Genomic DNA, 17139 nt, shown 5'->3' with positions numbered 1-17139 from the left:
AAATCCTACCCTTCATCAATTATTTCATCACGATCAGCTAAGCGGTGCGCTACCGTTTCAGGTTGTACAGCTGATAGAATAACATGATCACTATCCATAACAATCACCGCTCGTGTCCGCCTACCGTATGTGGCATCAATTAATGCTCCCCGGTCCCGGGCATCTTGAATAATTCTTTTTATTGGAGCAGATTCAGGGCTGACAATTGAAATAATTCGATTGGCAGAAACGATATTTCCAAATCCAATATTAATTAATTTTATCGACATGGGACTCATCCAATCATTAATAATATATTTTGACCGTCTCAAACAGTTTCTAAACAAGGATCACTCGATATTTTGAACCTGTTCTTTTAGCTTCTCAAGTAGACTTTTAATATCTACAACCTTTTTAGCAATGTTTGAATCGTTTGCTTTTGAACCAATGGTATTTGCTTCTCTGTTCATTTCCTGGACGATAAAATCCAATTTTCTTCCAATCGGTTCCATACTCTCAAGGGTTTGCAAGAATTGTTGAAAATGGCTTTTTAATCGTGTGACTTCTTCATTTATATCTGCTTTATCAGCAAAAACGGCTACTTCCGTCAAGATCCTCGTTTCGTCCAATTGCCCATTAACAAACTCTTCCATTCTTTTTGTTAATCGCTCTTTAAAGGATTGAACAACGAGAGGAGCAAATTTCTGGAGTTCAAAAACATGTGATTCTAATTGAGATAAAATGGCGAGCAAATCCTTTTTTAATTCTTCACCTTCTGCCATCCGCATTTGTGTTAAATACTTGGCAGCTTCTTCTGTTGCAGCCAGAACTAGATTATCAAGCTCTTCATTTCCAGCTTCACTTTCTTCAATATGTAAAAGTTCACTTCTACTTAGCAAATTCTGAAGTGTTAACGTTCCTTCAACATCATATTTTTCACGAGCCTGTTTGATAAATTGATAATACTCATCAAGCAGTTTCCAATCCACGTGGACTTTGCGGGTCACGACGCCTTCACCCTCTAAGCTAACATAAACTTCTACCCTTCCACGGCGGATATACTGATTAAGTTTCTTTTTCATTCTATCTTCTATTTTTAAAAGCTGCCTTGGCATGCGGATATTCATTTCACAGAAACGGTGGTTCACTGTTTTTACTTCCACATTGACAGAGAAGCAATCTGATTCTGTTTTAGCTCTTCCAAAGCCTGTCATACTTATAACCATTATGTGCACATCCAATCTTCTGAAAAATTGATCGGCTAGCTATATTTTTCAAAAAAGACAAAAGGTAATAGAGTGGAATCTATTACCTTTTGGATTATAACACACTTTATTTTGTTTTTCTTAACAAAAATGACCCGGCTAGTAAAAAAGTTGGTATCGATGATAATCCAACAATCAACAGCCAATCCTTAGCTTCTACCGGCAGTGTGTGAAAAATAGGCTGTAATGGCGTGTAATAAATAACGACAAACATCAATGCAAGTGAAGATAAAACTGCCCAAACAAGGTACTGATTTCCGAAAGGATTTCTCGAGAGCACTGATTTCTCACTGCGGCAATCAAACACATGAATCAGCTGAGCCATGACAAGTGTTGCAAAGGCAACGGTTTGTGCATATTGCAACTTGGCAGGATCGTTATTGTAAACAATCATAAAGGATAGTAATGTTACCAGCCCTATTAGGAAGCCACGTGACACAACCTTCCAGCCCAGCCCTCGCGAGAAAACACCTTCATTTGGACTGCGGGGTTTACGTTTCATTACATTTTCTTCAGGTCGATCGAGCCCAAGTGCCATAGCCGGCAACCCATCAGTAACCAAATTCACCCAAAGGATTTGGATAGGAATAAGCGGCAGTGGCAGCGCTAAAACCATTGCAAACAACATGACCAAAATTTCACCAACATTAGAAGCCAACAAGTATCGAACAAATTTACGAATATTTTCATAGATATTTCTGCCTTCTACTATCGCAGCCTTGATCGTGGCAAAGTTATCATCCAACAATATAAGAGAGGAAGCTTCTTTGGCGACATCTGTCCCGGTAATCCCCATTGCGACTCCAATATCAGCGGCTTTAATAGCTGGAGCATCGTTCACACCATCACCCGTCATTGCGACAATATGTCCGCGATTTTGTAATGCTTTGACAATTTTCAGTTTATGCTCTGGTGAAACCCTAGCAAAAACTGAAACATCATCGACTATTTCTTCAAGCTCTTCGACTGTCATTTCAGATAATGCATACCCATCAATGACCTTGCTTTTATTCGTTATAATTCCAAGTTGGGAGGCAATCGCTTTTGCAGTGATGACATGGTCACCGGTAATCATGACAGTTTTAATACCTGCTTCTTTACATTCCTTTACAGCCTTTTTCACTTCAGGTCTCGGCGGGTCAATCATTCCCTGAATACCAATAAGCGTTAAATTTTTCTCAGCTTCTCGTTCACTTAAAATAATCGTATTAGCCTGTATTGGTTTAAAGGCAATCGCGATCGTTCGAAGTGCCTTTGATGCGAGTCCATTTATTGCCTCCTGAACCTTCCCTTGTGTCTCTTTATTTAAAAATTGTGTCCTCTCGTCCCAAAGAACGGATTCACTAATATCTAAAATGACGTCCGGTGCCCCTTTTGTGACAATAAAATGCCGTCCCTGCTTGTCTTTAACGTGAACACTCATCATTTTTCTGGTTGAGTCAAATGGGAATTCATTTATGATCGTAAACTCGTCTAATAATTTGGGACGATCAAAACCTGCTTTCATTGCACTTACCAACAGCGCCCCTTCGGTTGGGTCTCCGTCAAGAATATAATCATCATCCTTAATGACTAAATCTGAATGATTACATAACATCCCAAAAATCAGCATTTGTTGCAACGCCTTTTCATCTTTAGGATTAATATTGCGTTCATTTCTATAGAAATTTCCTCGCGGCTGATACCCTACCCCATCAACTGTCCAAGTTTGACCCCCACTCCATAAATGGGTAACCGTCATTTTGTTTTGTGTCATTGTTCCCGTTTTATCTGAACATATGACCGAAGCACAGCCAAGTGTTTCTACTGCGGGCAATTTCCGGACAATGGCATTTTTCTTAATCATTTTTTGCACACCGAGGGATAATGCCACTGTCACGATAGCCGGCAGCCCTTCAGGTATGGCCGCAACTGCAAGAGAAACACCTGCTAAAAACATCTCATATATGTCGTGTCCTCGTAAAACTCCAACCACTACAACCAGAACAGTTAACAGTAAGGCTACTGTAATTAGTATTTTTCCCAGCTGCTCTAAGCGGCGTTGCAATGGAGTATCTTGCGCCTCTGCATTTTGAAGCAAATCTGCAATTTGTCCCATTGCTGTTTTCATACCTGTTGCAATGACGACTCCTATCCCGCTTCCCCTCGTAATCATCGTACCCATAAATGCGATATTCTCCATATCTCCTATGCCAGGGTTAGGGTTAGTCAGGATTTCTATATGCTTGGAAACAGGGACGGATTCTCCTGTAAGCGCTGATTCTTCAATTTCTAAACTTTTTGACTCAATCACACGGACGTCGGCACCGATGCGGTCCCCACTGACAAACTTCAAAATATCCCCTACCACAATTTCCTTCGAAGGAATTTTGATCCACTGACCATCCCGGAGCACAGAGACCTGTGGTGCAGATAATGCCTTTAATGCCTGAAGTGATTTCTCTGCCCGCCTTTCTTGAAAAAAACCAAGAAAGCCATTGATAATTACGATGGCAATAATAGCAATGGCATCAATATATTCGCCAAGCAATCCTGAGATTAAGGTGGCTGCGAGAAGAACTAAGACCATAAAATCCTTAAATTGACTAAAAAATAAGAGTAAAGCTGATTGCTTTTCTCCTTCGTCCAACTCATTTAGTCCGTGCAAATTAATTCTCTTTTTTACTTCTTCCTGTGATAATCCAGAAGAAAAGTCGGTTTCTAGAGACTTTTCTACTTGTTCTATCTGCATTTCATGGAATTTCATCCGACCATCTCACTTCCCCCTTTAAATACCTATAAATACCTGCTCTAAAGAAAGCTTATTCAGGGTCGTCCAAAAAAATGCTATGATATAGTGAAAGATAAATTAGATAATAAATGGAACCCTATTGATTGGAGCGGAAATCAACGGGCAAGTTTAACAGAGCAAAAATAAGACAGTATTTTTTTAGTAGGATATAATAAATTCAATGATTGTAGTAAAGGATGTTTTCCATGTCATTTGATGGTTTATTTACAAAAGCAATGGTCGATGAACTTGTTCGTTCCTTAAAGGGCGGACGGATCAATAAGGTTCATCAACCCTATAAAAATGAAGTAATTCTCACGATTCGTGCGAATGGAGTTAATCAAAAGCTGCTTTTATCAGCACACCCAAGCTACGCGCGGGTCCAATTCACGAATGAAGCTTACGATAATCCTAGTGAAGCCCCAATGTTCTGTATGCTGCTTAGGAAGCATATTGAGGGGTATATTTTAGAGGATATATATCAAGTAGAAACAGATCGGATGATAGTACTAGAAATAAAGGGCAGAAATGAAATTGGCGATATCAGCTATAAACAATTAATTATTGAAATTATGGGCAGACATAGCAATATCGTCCTGGTTGATAAAACACGAAATGTCATACTTGATAGTATCAAACATGTCTCCTTTGCCGTCAATAGCCACAGGGCCATTTTGCCAGGACAGCCTTATGTATTTCCGCCAGAACAGAATAAGCAAAATCCGTTTCATTCGAGCGAAGATGATCTATTAAGAAAAATTGATTACAATGCAGGAAAACTCGACCGCCAATTAGTTGAGCAATTTGCAGGGATCTCTCCCCTTTTTGCCAAGGAAGTTATATTCCAAAGTGGTCTTGCCAATCGTTCTACAATTCCAGGAACGTTTAATCGTATGATTAAAAAGGTGGAAACAGGTGAGATTTCTCCTTCGATTATATCGTCTGGCGGTAAGGACGCTTTTTACTTATTTCCCCTTGAGCATCTAAAAGGAGAAATAAAGACCTTCCACACACTAAGTGAAATGCTTGACCGTTTTTATTTTGGCAAAGCGGAAAGAGACCGGGTCAAGCAGCAAGGAAATGATATAGAACGATTTATTCAAAATGAAAAAGAAAAGAATGAAAAGAAAATTAACAAACTGAAGGCTACTCTGAAAGAAGCAGAAAAGGCTGATCAATATCAACGCTCTGGCGAGTTGTTAACTGCCAATTTATATGCTGCTAAGAAAGGGATGCGTGATATTGAAGTTCTCGATTATTATGATGAATCTGGTGGAACGATATTAATTCCGCTTGACCCCAGAAAGACACCATCTGAAAATGCCCAAAAGTATTTTTCAAAATACCAAAAGGCAAAAAATGCAGTTGAAATTGTCGTTGATCAAATTGAAAAGGCACAAGTCGAAGTAGCTTATTTTGATAATTTACTGCAGCAGGTACAAGCTGCCTCACCAAAGGATATTCATGAGATTCGTGAAGAATTAGTTGAGGGTGGCTATATCCGCGAACGGCAGAAAAAGAAATTGAAAAAGTCTCAGAATGCTAAACCAATTTTAGATCACTTCTTATCTACAGATGGGACGGATATCATCGTTGGAAAAAATAATAAACAAAATGACTATTTAACAAATAAGATGGCAGCAAGGGATGAGATTTGGCTCCATACGAAAGATATTCCCGGCTCACACGTGGTGATTCGCAGCAAGGAACCATCTGATGAGACGATTCGGGAGGCTGCCGTTTTAGCCTCTTATTTTAGTAAAGCGAGGAATTCAAGCTCTGTTCCTGTCGACTTTACGAAGGTCCGGTTTGTTAAAAAACCTAGCGGTGCAAAGCCTGGATTTGTGATTTACGACAATCAACAGACGGTTTATGTAACACCGGATGAAGAATTGGTGCTGAAATTGAAGAAATAGAAGGAAAAGAGGGCACCCGGTAGAACTTGGATGCCCTCTTTTTCTATTTATCAGCGGATATTACCTGTTTATCAGCGAATTTCACAATTCTCTGGGCGAATCTCAAATTGAAAGATATCCCACTTCCTTATTTTATTAAAGAGTAACCTCATCAAATTGTTTACTCCATTCAGAAGGTGCCTGACTCCACGATAATAAACTCTCTTGATCCGTTTCCATTATGTAGCCTTTTTCAATCGCTACCTTTACTAATGCAGGAAAGTTAGTCAGTGACAGACTCTTAATATCAGCTTGTTCAAATGCTTCCTTTCCCTTTTCCAGCCCATATGTAAAAATGGAGACAACTCCAAGCACTTCACAGCCTGCTTCCCGTAATGCTTGAACTGCCGTAATCACACTGCCCCCTGTTGAAATTAAATCCTCAACAACGACAACTTTTTGACCTGATTCAACCTTGCCTTCTATCTGATTTCCTTTGCCATGCCCCTTTGCCTTTGAACGAACATAGCACATTGGTAAATCCATTAGTTCACTCACCCATGCTGCATGCGGGATCCCTGCTGTCGCCGTACCAGCAATAACTTCAGCTTCTGAAAAATTCTCAAGGATGAGTTTTTGCAAGCCAGCAGCAATTTCTCTTCTAACAGCCGGGAATGAGAGAGTTAGCCGATTATCACAATAGATTGGTGACCGGAGCCCTGATGTCCAAGTAAATGGATCCTGTGGCTTTAAGGCAACCGCATTAATTTCTAATAATCTTTCAGCAATCACGTGTTTCATTGTCGTATCCCCTTCCATACTTCCATCCATTTTTCATAGCTTTTCACGGGGTCAACTGACCGAGTAATCGAACGCCCCACAACAATAGAACTTACCCCCGAATTTCTCGCAAAATCCGGTGTAGCCACTCTCTTTTGATCTCCAACCTGATCAGACTCCATGCGAATTCCTGGGCATACGGTCAAAAACGATTGCCCAGCTTTCTCCCTAATAAAAGCAGCTTCCCATGCAGAGCAGACGATACCGTCCAGGCCAGCTTCTTTTGTAAGTAACGCATAATGTAAAACGGATTCTTCCAATGAAACAGGAATGAGCTGTTCTTTATTCATTTGCTCTTCTGATGTACTCGTCAACTGTGTTACCGCGATGCAATCAGGTCGTTTACGTCCTGCAGAAGTCCCTGCCTCCAGTCCTTCAAGTGCAGCTGCCATCATCTCTTTTCCCCCAGCAGCATGAACATTAACTAAGTCACATTCCAATCGGGCAAGCCCCTTCATCGCACTTTTCACAGTGTTCGGAATATCATGAAGCTTTAAATCCAGAAAAATATGATGACCTTTTTCTTTTAATTGATGAACGATTGAAGGGCCTTCCTGATAAAATAACTCCATGCCGACTTTCACAAAAAGCTCTCTGCCTTCAAAACACTGCAAAAATCGATTCACTTCGCTGCCATTGGCAAAATCAAGCGCGATGATAAGCGAGTTGTCCATCTTCCTTCCAGCTCCTTCCTGTACATTCACTGATGTGTTCAAAGCCTAATTTTTCTAGTAAAGCTGGTAATTCCTCAATAATTGTTGGACATACGAAGGGATCCACAAAATTTGCAGTTCCAACTGCTACGGCACTTGCGCCTGCATAGAAATACTCAATCACATCGGCAGCCGACTCAATTCCACCCATGCCAATAATCGGAATGGATACAGCCTGACTGACCTCATAAATCATCCGAATGGCCACAGGTTTAATAGCTGGACCTGATAAGCCGCCTGTACGATTGGCTAAAATCGGTTTGCCCGTTTTTAAATCAAGCCTCATCCCAACAAGTGTATTTATCATGGTTAAACCATCGGCGCCCCCAGCTTCCACCGCTTTCGCCATTTCCACAATATTAGTGACATTCGGTGACAGTTTCACATACACTGGCACTTCAGAAACTTCCTTTACCTTCCGGGTTAATTGCTTAGCTACTTCAGGTATTGTACCAAATGCAATCCCTCCCGTTTTTACATTTGGACAAGAGATATTTAGTTCCAATGCATGCACATTTGGTGCTTTTGATATTCTTCGAGCAACCTCCACATAATCCTCTTCGAGTGACCCTGCAACATTTGCGATAATCGGGACATCGTACCGGGAGAGCCAAGGCAGCTCTGCGCCTAGTACTTTTTCAAGGCCTGGATTTTGCAATCCGATTGCATTTAACATCCCTGATGTTGTTTCTGCTACCCTTGGGGTTAGGTTTCCGAACCGCGGTTCTACTGTTGTGGCTTTAATCATAATCGCTCCCAATACACTCAAATCATAAAATTGGCTGTACTCCCGTCCAAATCCAAAACAACCCGAGGCAGGCATGATAGGATTTTTCAGTGTTAAACCCGGCAAATCGATGTTCAAACGGCTCATATCAATACCTCCCCGGCGCGAAAAACGGGCCCATCGCTGCATACCTTTTTATAGGAAACTCCGGTTGGGTCATCTTTACTTTTACACACGCAGGCAAAGCATGCCCCAATTCCGCAGCCCATTCGTTCTTCTAATGATAAAAACATTTTTTTATCTGAATAACTTTGTTCAATTGCCTTTAACATTGGTGTTGGTCCACATGTATAAATACAATCAAATCGTAATTCCTTCATGACATCTGTTACAAATCCTTTCCTTCCATAGGAACCGTCAACAGTAGTTACGTAGGTTTCACCATTTTCTAAAAATTCCTTTTCGTAAAAAACCGCCGCTTCCGTTTGAAAGCCTAGGACATGGATAACCTTTACACCTTTTTCGACTAATTGATTAGAAAGTTCATATAGTGGCGGAACACCGATTCCACCGCCAACAAGCAAGGCCGTCTCACCTCTGCTGACTTCATCGACAGGAAAGCCATTGCCGAGCGGCCCAAGGATGTCAATTTGCTTCCCTGGACCCAATTCTGCTAGCATTGTTGTTCCTCTTCCTTCCTTGCGATAGATCATGGTCATGCTTTTTTGTTTTTTATCGAAGGAAGAGATACTAATGGGCCTTCGTAAAAGCGGGTCCCACCCATTTGAGACCCTAATATGCACGAATTGACCCGGGGCACTAATTTGTCCGACCAATTCTCCTTTAACAGTAAGCTCATATATGTCTGCAGCAATTTCTTTTTGGCTGCTGATTTTGCATAACTCTTTTCTAATCAAGCAAAGACAGCCTCCTTTTTTACTGAATCCATCGCTTCAGCCGAGAAGTTCATCGACTCAATCACTTTAAGGATAGCATCTGCTGTGTCTAATGATGTTAAACACGGAACCCCATTTTCAACAGCTTCCCGGCGGATTCTAAACCCATCGCGTTGCGGTTGTTTTCCTTTAGTCAGTGTATTAATAATGAATTGCGCCTCTCCATGTTGAATGACATCCAAAAGCGTCTTTCCTTCCGAACCAATCTTTCCAACCTCTTTGACTCTTAGTCCAGCCGCCTCTAAGACAGCTGCTGTACCGCTCGTTGCCATTAAACGATAGCCGTTAGCGGAAAATCGCTTCGCCAGCTTTAACGCTTCCTGTTTATCTTTATCTGCTACAGTAAACAATACCGTACCAAACTTTTGGATGTTCATTCCTGATGCAACTAATCCTTTATAGAGAGCCTTTTCAAGCGTTACATCCTTACCCATTACTTCCCCTGTCGATTTCATTTCAGGTCCTAGGGTTATATCCACACTTTTGAGCTTAGCAAAGGAGAAAACAGGAACCTTTACGAAAACCCCTTCTTTTTCAGTAGCAAGACCAGGAATGTACCCTTGATCAACAATCGATACGCCTAAAATTGCTTTAGTGGCTATTTTCGCCATTGGAAGATTCGTTATTTTACTTAAGAATGGAACCGTACGGCTTGAACGCGGATTGACCTCAAGCACATAGATTTGATCCCCTGCCAGAACGTACTGGATATTTAATAATCCGATAATGTTTAAGCCCTTTGCTAATTTCTCTGTATACTCCACAAGTGTTTGTTTTACTGTCTCAGTAAGAGTTTGCGGCGGATACACAGCAATCGAATCACCAGAATGGACCCCCGCTCGCTCGATATGTTCCATAATTCCAGGTATGAGTACATTTTCTCCATCACAGATGGCATCTACTTCGATTTCTTTTCCTGTTAAATAGCGGTCAATCAACACTGGATGATCTGGATTAATTTTTACAGCATTTTTCATGTAGTGAAGTAATTCGTCTTCATGGTAGACAATTTCCATTGCCCTTCCCCCAAGAACATAGGATGGGCGGACTAGAACGGGATAGGCGATTTCGTTGGCAATTACCACCGCTTCTTCCACTGATAATGCTGTTTTCCCTAACGGCTGCGGAATATTTAATTGTTGAAGAGCATGTTCAAACTTATCTCTATTTTCAGCACGGTCTATATCTTCAAGGCTTGTTCCAAGTATTTTGACCCCATTTTCAGCAAGATCTGCGGCAAGGTTGATAGCTGTTTGCCCGCCAAATTGGACCACAACCCCAATTGGATTTTCTAACTCAATAATACTCATGACATCTTCGATCGTCAGCGGCTCGAAGTAAAGCTTATCAGAAATACTGAAATCGGTGGATACCGTTTCAGGGTTATTATTAATAATAATTGCTTCATATCCTGCTTCCTTAATAGCTTTAACCGAATGAACAGTAGCATAGTCAAACTCAATTCCTTGACCAATACGGATGGGTCCCGACCCGAGAACAATCACACTTTTTCTGTCCGTTACCACCGACTCGTTTTCCTCTTCGTACGTACCATAGTAATAAGGTGTTTCCGATTCAAATTCTGCTGCACAAGTATCAACCATTTTATAAACAGGGATAATCCCTAAGCTCTTGCGCAGGTTAAAAATCTCTTTTTCAGTACTATTCCAAAGTTCAGCGATTTTTTTATCAGTAAAACCTTTTTGCTTTGCTTCAAAAAGGATTTCGTTATCAAAAGGATTAGCAGCGATATTTGCTTCCAGACATATAATCCCTTCCATTTTCTTCAAGAAAAATAAATCAATTTTACTCCATTGATGCAAGGTTTCTATGGTTAGTCCTCGTTTTAACGCCTCTGCAATGTAGAAGAGACGCTCATCTCCTGCTTTTCTAATCCGCTTCTCGAGTAATTCATCATCAATTTCCTCCGCACCATTTAATTCAAAATGGAAGACGCCCGCCTCAAGGGAACGAATGGCTTTTAATAGGGATTCTTCAAACGTCCGGCCAATCGCCATAATTTCTCCGGTTGCTTTCATTTGCGTCCCTAGTGAACGATTCCCTGATTCAAATTTATCAAACGGCCATCTAGGGATTTTTGTTACAATATAATCGAGAGCTGGTTCAAAACTTGCGTACGTTTTCCCAGTAACCGGGTTCAACATTTCATCCAGCGTTAAGCCAACGGCAATTTTTGCAGCAAGCTTGGCAATTGGATAACCAGTGGCTTTTGATGCTAATGCCGAAGAACGGCTAACACGTGGATTAACTTCGATTATATAGTAATTGTAGCTATCTGGATCTAAGGCCAGCTGAACGTTACAGCCCCCTTCAATCCCTAAAGCACGAATGATTTTTAGTGATACATTCCTTAACAGTTGATATTCTCGATCACTTAGGGTCTGACTTGGTGCAACCACAATGGAGTCCCCAGTATGAACACCCACCGGATCAATATTTTCCATGTTACAAACGACAATTGCATTGTCGTTTCCATCGCGCATAACTTCGTATTCAATTTCTTTGAAACCGGCAATACTTTTTTCGAGCAAACATTGATTCACAGGACTATGCTTTAGTCCGCTAGCAATGATTTCCTCAAGTTCTTCTGTATTATGACAGATGCCGCCTCCCGTTCCACCTAGAGTATAGGCAGGACGGACAATCACAGGGAAACCAATCTGTTCAACAAAAGCCTTAGCTTCAGCTAATTCATGAATGATTGCACTATCAGGTACCGGTTCGTTTAACTCATTCATTAAGCTGCGGAATAGGTCCCGATCTTCTGCTTGTTTAATCGCGGAAAGTTTAGTACCAAGAATTTCAACCTCGCACTCAGCTAAAACTCCGGATTCAGACAACTCAACGGCCAGATTAAGACCTGTTTGTCCGCCGAGAGTAGCTAGAAGGGAGTCTGGACGTTCTTTACGAATAATTCTGCTGACAAACTCTACTGTTAATGGTTCGATATACACAGCATCAGCAATTTCTGTATCTGTCATGATGGTTGCAGGATTAGAGTTTACTAGAATAACACGATAGCCTTCTTCTTTTAGAGCGATACATGCTTGAGTACCAGCATAGTCGAATTCTGCAGCCTGCCCAATGACGATTGGACCCGAACCAATTACTAAAATGGAGTTGATATCTGTACGTTTAGGCATTTGCTGTAACCTCCTGTTTGTTCTCTTCCATTAGGGCAAGAAACTGATCAAATAAGCCGTTTGCATCTTCAGGTCCTGGAGATGCTTCCGGATGATACTGAACAGTAAATGCCGGATAATCTAGGTGTTTTAGTCCCTCAACCGTTCCATCATTTATGGCAATATGAGTAATTTGTAATCTTGTGCTTTTGATTGACTCTTCTTCAACTGTATATCCATGGTTTTGTGCGGTAATCGCAACTTTCCCTGTAGATAAGTCTTTGACAGGTTGATTGGAACCGCGATGACCAAACTTCATTTTTTCGGTGTTCGCCCCGCAGGCCAAGGCAAATAACTGATGGCCAAGACAAATTCCGAATAATGGGACTCTGCCTAATACTCCTTTTAACATATCGATTGCTTCTGGTACATCCTTTGGATCCCCAGGTCCATTTGACAGCATAATTCCGTCTGGACTTAATTGAATAATTTCTTCAGCAGTAGTGTGATATGGTACAACGATCACATCACAGCCGCGCTGATTTAATTCACGTAAAATTCCATGCTTCATTCCAAAATCAACAAGTACAACTCTTTTCCCACGTCCAGGACTAGGATAGGCATTTTTAGTTGATACTTGGCGTACCTGATCGATTGGAAGTGATGTTCCACGCAATTTTTGTAAAACCTCATTTGCATCTTTTTCAATACTGCAAATTGCTCCTTTTAGTGTTCCATATTGGCGGATAATTCTTGTCAATTTTCGTGTATCAATCCCAGCAATCCCAGGGATTTTTTTCATTTCAAAATATTCGTCTAACGTACATTCACTTCTCCAATTGGACGGAAATTCAGCCGCTTCTTTAACAACGAATCCCTTTACAGCCGGATTGATCGATTCGAAATCATCACGATTAATCCCATAGTTACCAATTAGCGGATAAGTTAGTGTAACAATTTGTCCACAATAGGATGGGTCAGAAAGGATTTCTTGATAGCCAGTCATACCTGTGTTAAACACCACTTCACCAATCGTTTCAGTATCACTGCCAAATCCTTTACCGATAAAAATTGTACCGTCTTCTAAGATAAGCTGTTTTTTCATGCTAGTACACATCCTTTTTCCCAAGCAATTTGCCCTCCAGCAATGGTCATATCAGGCCACCCTTTACATTTCCAACCGCCAAATGGAGTATTTTTTCCTTTTGATAAGAATTCTTCTGGTTTAATTTCATATTCATCATCGAGGTTCAAGATTACTAAATCTCCTGGTGCGCCTACTTCTATTCTTCCATATGGAAGCCCGAATGCTTCCGCTGGTTTTATTGTTAAAAATTCAATTAATTGGTTAAGCGTGATGATATTTTTTAATACAAAATGTGTATACAGCAGTGGGAACGCAGTTTCTAGTCCAACAATTCCGAATGGAGCGAGAACCATTCCTTCACTTTTTTCTTCTGCTGTATGCGGCGCATGATCGGTTGCAATAAAATCAATCGTTCCATCTAGAAGTCCTTCGATTAGGGCCGTTCTGTCATCTGCACCACGAAGCGGTGGATTCATCTTGAAATTCGTATCAAGCCCTGGAATATCATCTTCAGATAATAATAAATGATGCGGTGATACTTCTGCGGTTACATTAATGCCTGCTCGTTTTGCATCCTTTACCACCCGGACGGATTCCTTAGTACTAATATGGCAGACATGATAATGACAGCCTGTGGCTTCGGCTAAGAGGACATCTCTTGCAATCTGAACTGATTCACAGATGGAAGGAATACCATTCAAGCCATGTTTCTCTGAGAAAGAACCTTCATGGACACAGCCTTTATTAATTAGCGTGTTTTCTTCGCAGTGTGCAACGATTGCCATATTATTAGCAGCCGCTTTCCGCATCGCTGCTAGCATCCTCTCAGCCGACTGAACACCGACACCATCATCGGTAAAGGCAAATGCCCCCGCTTCTTTTAATGCCTCAAAATCTGTTAGTTCCTGGCCAAGCTGTCTTGTCGTAATCGATGCATATGGCAAAACCCTTACCTTTGCTGTTTCATTGATTCTGTTTTGCAACCATTCCATTTGTTCCTTGGTGTCAGGCACCGGTCTTGTATTTGGCATCGCTGCTATTGTTGTAAACCCGCCCCTAGCTGCGGCAAGTGTCCCTGTAGCGATGGTTTCCTTTTTTTCGCCGCCAGGCTCACGAAGATGAACATGTAGATCAATAAATCCTGGTGAAACTAACTTCCCAGCTGCATCCACTATCCGATCCACAATCGCATCAATGTTCGATTCAACCTTTGCGATAATACCATTTTCTACCAATATATCAGTTTGTTTTGTTTCCCCATTAGATGCTATGTAGCATGCGTTCTGAATAAGAATGTTCATAATTTTTTCCTCCTTCAAGACTTTCAATTGATCTCTTAATTGCTGCCATTCTTACATATACACCGTTTTCCATTTGCTTAAAAATTCTTGACCGCTTGCACTCCACAAGACTATCAGCTATTTCTACATTTCTATTTACTGGAGCAGGATGCATAATGATACTGCCCGGCTTCATCATTTTTTCTCTTTCTAAAGTGAGCCCAAATTGTTTATGGTACTCATTTGCTGTAAAACTGCTTTTATTATGGTGCCGTTCGTGTTGAACTCGCAGCAGCATTACTACATCTGCTTCTTGTACTGCCTGATCAATAGGCCTATACCTAGATATATCTACACTCCTAGTATCAAACCATTCTTCTGGTCCAGAAAAAACCACTTCCGCTCCCAGCCTGGTCAGAACATCTGCATTGGAACGCGCCACCCTGCTATGTCGGATGTCTCCAATAATGGCAATTTTTAATCCTGCAAATTGGCAAAATTCTTGTTGGATGGTCAATAAATCTAGAAGCGATTGTGTTGGATGATGTCCGCATCCATCACCGCCATTGATGATTGGGATGTTAATCTTCCCAACTAACTCATCAAAGTATCGATCCTGATCATGACGAATGACAATCGTATTTACGCCAATTGATTCTAAGGTCTTCACAGTATCATAAAGTGTCTCCCCTTTTTGAACACTTGAGGTTAGAACTTCAAAAGGGATAACTTCTAATCCTAATCTTCTTTGTGCAACTTCAAAGCTGCTCTTAGTTCTTGTGCTTGGTTCGAAAAATAGATTGGCAGTAAACATTTGCCCTTCAGGATGCCACTTCATTCCGTTTTTGAATCCATGAGCATCTGCTAAGATTTGATTAATCTCCTCCACCTTTAATTCATTTGTGGTTAGTAAGTGATTTATCATCAGTCTTTTTCCCGCCTCTCATTTTGATAAAAAAACACCCTGACCATTGGTTGGTTCAGAGTGTAAGAATTCACGACTTAATCCATGAGATTAAAATCATGGAATCAAGCTTACACCCTTATAAATCTCACTGGATTTATTTAAAAAGTTGAAACTTTATTATGCAGTTTTCCGCTTTTCTGAGGATTGATTCTCCTCAAGCATATTTTCATTAATTGGTTCTTTGCCAGGCAGGATGAGATTTAAGAGAACCCCGCAAATTGCTGCCAATGCCATACCTTGGATTTGCAATGATTCAGATACTTTTATCACAGCGCCACCGATTCCAATCACCAGGATGACAGAAGATATGACAAGGTTACGCTTGTTTCCAAAATCAATTTTGCTATCAACCAGCATTCGCAACCCTGAAGAAGCAATAATTCCGAAAAGCAGAATCGAAACTCCGCCCATAACTGGTGTTGGAATGGTCCCGATTAAGGTCGTTATTTTTCCAATAAAACCAAAGATGATAGCGAAGACTGCTGCACCAGCAATGACATACACACTGTATACTCGTGTAATGGCAAGGACACCAATGTTTTCACCATAAGTTGTTTTTGGGGGGCCGCCAACCAAGGCAGAAATAATTGTTGCTGTTCCATCACCAAGAATCGAGCGGTGCAAGCCGGGTTCTTTAATATAATCACGACCAACTACTTTACTTAGTACTAACTGGTGTCCGATATGTTCCGATAAAGTTACAATTGCAACTGGTACCATTAACAGGACTAAATCCCAAGTGAATTTTACTTTATAGCTTACAAATGGAAGGATAAATTCAGGCATTTCAAACCATTTAGCATCTAATACTGGTGTGAAATCGACGATCCCAACTAATAGTGCATAGATATATCCCACAATAATCCCTGCTAAGATAGGTATCATGCTTAACATTTTTTTGGCATATATCGAAAAAATAATTGTTGCTGCCAAGGTTACAAGTGCGACGGAGAAATGAAGCAAACTGTACTTTCCGCTTGCAGGATTATTCATCGCCATATTCACTGCAGTTCCGGATAGAGCTAATCCGATAACAATGATAACTGGGCCGACAACAATTGGCGGCAGCAGGTTCATGATCCAGCGATGCCCCACCTTGCTGATGACAAGTGCAACAACTCCGTAAACTAATCCTGCGAGAAAAGTACCGACCATCGCACCACCAGGGCCACCTGCTGCTTTGGCAGCAATGACAGGTGCGATAAAGGCAAAGGATGAACCCAGATAAGCTGGAACCTTGAATTTAGTTATTAATAAAAACGCCAATGTTCCAAGTCCACTTGAAATAAGTGCAATCGCTGGGCTTAAACCCACTAGGTAGGGAACAAGTATTGTTGCACCGAACATAGCAAACAAATGCTGTAAGCTTAATGTTATCCATTGAAAGGGTTTTGGAATCTCTTTTACGTCTAAGATAGGCTTATTGTTCATTTGGATTTCCCCCATTTAATCTACTGCTTTATTTTAGTATCTATTTTTTTCATAAAAAAAACCCTCTTTGCCGGTAAGGGTACAAA

The 17139-nt window shown here is 40.9% G+C and carries 13 protein-coding genes; 1 reads left to right on the top strand and 12 read right to left on the bottom strand.

The window, feature by feature from the left end; translation table 11 throughout:
- Positions 1–5: 5 nt before the first annotated feature.
- From remA to CCK98_RS09380, 3 genes are all read right to left on the bottom strand, one after another.
- Positions 6–269, bottom strand: coding sequence for an extracellular matrix/biofilm regulator RemA (gene remA / locus CCK98_RS09390; RefSeq protein WP_026566410.1), 264 nt, complete (start codon positions 267–269; stop codon positions 6–8).
- 60 nt (positions 270–329) lie between these two features.
- Complete coding sequence (locus tag CCK98_RS09385) at positions 330–1205, bottom strand: YicC/YloC family endoribonuclease (protein ID WP_088086337.1); 876 nt, start codon at positions 1203–1205, stop codon at positions 330–332.
- 106 nt (positions 1206–1311) lie between these two features.
- Positions 1312–3990 (bottom strand): calcium-translocating P-type ATPase, SERCA-type, encoded by a 2679-nt coding sequence (locus CCK98_RS09380; protein ID WP_088086336.1) that lies wholly within the window; start codon positions 3988–3990, stop codon positions 1312–1314.
- Positions 3991–4220: 230 nt separating this feature from the next.
- On the opposite strand from CCK98_RS09380, the gene CCK98_RS09375 reads away from it, so the two are divergent.
- Positions 4221–5930: an NFACT RNA binding domain-containing protein gene (locus tag CCK98_RS09375; RefSeq protein WP_088086335.1), complete on the top strand. Its 1710-nt coding sequence runs from the start codon at positions 4221–4223 to the stop codon at positions 5928–5930.
- Between the two features lie 135 nt (positions 5931–6065).
- Here the strand turns inward: CCK98_RS09375 and pyrE are convergent, their stop codons facing one another.
- The 9 genes from pyrE to CCK98_RS09330 all read right to left on the bottom strand — a co-directional run bounded on the left by pyrE (position 6066) and on the right by CCK98_RS09330 (position 17053).
- Positions 6066–6710 carry an orotate phosphoribosyltransferase gene (pyrE, locus tag CCK98_RS09370; protein WP_088086334.1) on the bottom strand — a complete coding sequence of 215 codons (645 nt, stop codon included), beginning with the start codon at positions 6708–6710 and terminating at the stop codon, positions 6066–6068.
- Positions 6707–7423 (bottom strand): orotidine-5'-phosphate decarboxylase, encoded by a 717-nt coding sequence (pyrF, locus tag CCK98_RS09365; protein ID WP_088086333.1) that lies wholly within the window; start codon positions 7421–7423, stop codon positions 6707–6709. Before pyrF ends, pyrE begins: the two co-directional genes overlap by 4 nt.
- Positions 7395–8336 carry a dihydroorotate dehydrogenase gene (locus CCK98_RS09360; RefSeq protein WP_088086332.1) on the bottom strand — a complete coding sequence of 314 codons (942 nt, stop codon included), beginning with the start codon at positions 8334–8336 and terminating at the stop codon, positions 7395–7397. Before CCK98_RS09360 ends, pyrF begins: the two co-directional genes overlap by 29 nt.
- Positions 8333–9106, bottom strand: a complete 774-nt coding sequence (locus tag CCK98_RS09355) for a dihydroorotate dehydrogenase electron transfer subunit (protein WP_088086331.1) — start codon at positions 9104–9106, stop codon at positions 8333–8335. The genes CCK98_RS09360 and CCK98_RS09355 overlap by 4 nt, the downstream gene beginning before the upstream one ends.
- Positions 9103–12309 carry a carbamoyl-phosphate synthase large subunit gene (gene carB / locus CCK98_RS09350; protein ID WP_088086330.1) on the bottom strand — a complete coding sequence of 1069 codons (3207 nt, stop codon included), beginning with the start codon at positions 12307–12309 and terminating at the stop codon, positions 9103–9105. The genes CCK98_RS09355 and carB overlap by 4 nt, the downstream gene beginning before the upstream one ends.
- Positions 12302–13393: a carbamoyl phosphate synthase small subunit gene (locus CCK98_RS09345; protein WP_088086329.1), complete on the bottom strand. Its 1092-nt coding sequence runs from the start codon at positions 13391–13393 to the stop codon at positions 12302–12304. Before CCK98_RS09345 ends, carB begins: the two co-directional genes overlap by 8 nt.
- The gene (locus tag CCK98_RS09340) at positions 13390–14676 is read right to left on the bottom strand and encodes a dihydroorotase (protein ID WP_088086328.1); all 1287 of its coding nucleotides are present in this window, start codon (positions 14674–14676) and stop codon (positions 13390–13392) included. The genes CCK98_RS09345 and CCK98_RS09340 overlap by 4 nt, the downstream gene beginning before the upstream one ends.
- Entirely contained in the window at positions 14636–15577 is a 942-nt protein-coding gene (locus tag CCK98_RS09335; protein WP_088090353.1) for an aspartate carbamoyltransferase catalytic subunit, read from the bottom strand. The genes CCK98_RS09340 and CCK98_RS09335 overlap by 41 nt, the downstream gene beginning before the upstream one ends.
- Positions 15578–15739: 162 nt before the next feature.
- Positions 15740–17053, bottom strand: a complete 1314-nt coding sequence (locus CCK98_RS09330; protein WP_088086327.1) for a solute carrier family 23 protein — start codon at positions 17051–17053, stop codon at positions 15740–15742.
- Positions 17054–17139 lie beyond the last annotated feature (86 nt).

The organism is Bacillus sp. OV166 (assembly GCF_900177675.1).
Lineage (GTDB): Bacteria > Bacillota > Bacilli > Bacillales > Cytobacillaceae > Neobacillus.
The sequence above is the reverse complement of the archived record's forward strand: the minus strand, read 5'-3'. Positions and strand labels throughout refer to the sequence as shown.

What these genes read in the sequence shown, in the direction of transcription:
- remA (WP_026566410.1), bottom strand. Translation starts at nt 269, where the DNA reads ATGTCGATAAAATTAATTAATATTGGATTTGGAAATATCGTTTCTGCC.
- CCK98_RS09385 (WP_088086337.1), bottom strand. Translation starts at nt 1,205, where the DNA reads ATGGTTATAAGTATGACAGGCTTTGGAAGAGCTAAAACAGAATCAGAT.
- CCK98_RS09380 (WP_088086336.1), bottom strand. Translation starts at nt 3,990, where the DNA reads ATGAAATTCCATGAAATGCAGATAGAACAAGTAGAAAAGTCTCTAGAA.
- CCK98_RS09375 (WP_088086335.1), top strand. Translation starts at nt 4,221, where the DNA reads ATGTCATTTGATGGTTTATTTACAAAAGCAATGGTCGATGAACTTGTT.
- pyrE (WP_088086334.1), bottom strand. Translation starts at nt 6,710, where the DNA reads ATGAAACACGTGATTGCTGAAAGATTATTAGAAATTAATGCGGTTGCC.
- pyrF (WP_088086333.1), bottom strand. Translation starts at nt 7,423, where the DNA reads ATGGACAACTCGCTTATCATCGCGCTTGATTTTGCCAATGGCAGCGAA.
- CCK98_RS09360 (WP_088086332.1), bottom strand. Translation starts at nt 8,336, where the DNA reads ATGAGCCGTTTGAACATCGATTTGCCGGGTTTAACACTGAAAAATCCT.
- carB (WP_088086330.1), bottom strand. Translation starts at nt 12,309, where the DNA reads ATGCCTAAACGTACAGATATCAACTCCATTTTAGTAATTGGTTCGGGT.
- CCK98_RS09345 (WP_088086329.1), bottom strand. Translation starts at nt 13,393, where the DNA reads ATGAAAAAACAGCTTATCTTAGAAGACGGTACAATTTTTATCGGTAAA.
- CCK98_RS09340 (WP_088086328.1), bottom strand. Translation starts at nt 14,676, where the DNA reads ATGAACATTCTTATTCAGAACGCATGCTACATAGCATCTAATGGGGAA.
- CCK98_RS09330 (WP_088086327.1), bottom strand. Translation starts at nt 17,053, where the DNA reads ATGAACAATAAGCCTATCTTAGACGTAAAAGAGATTCCAAAACCCTTT.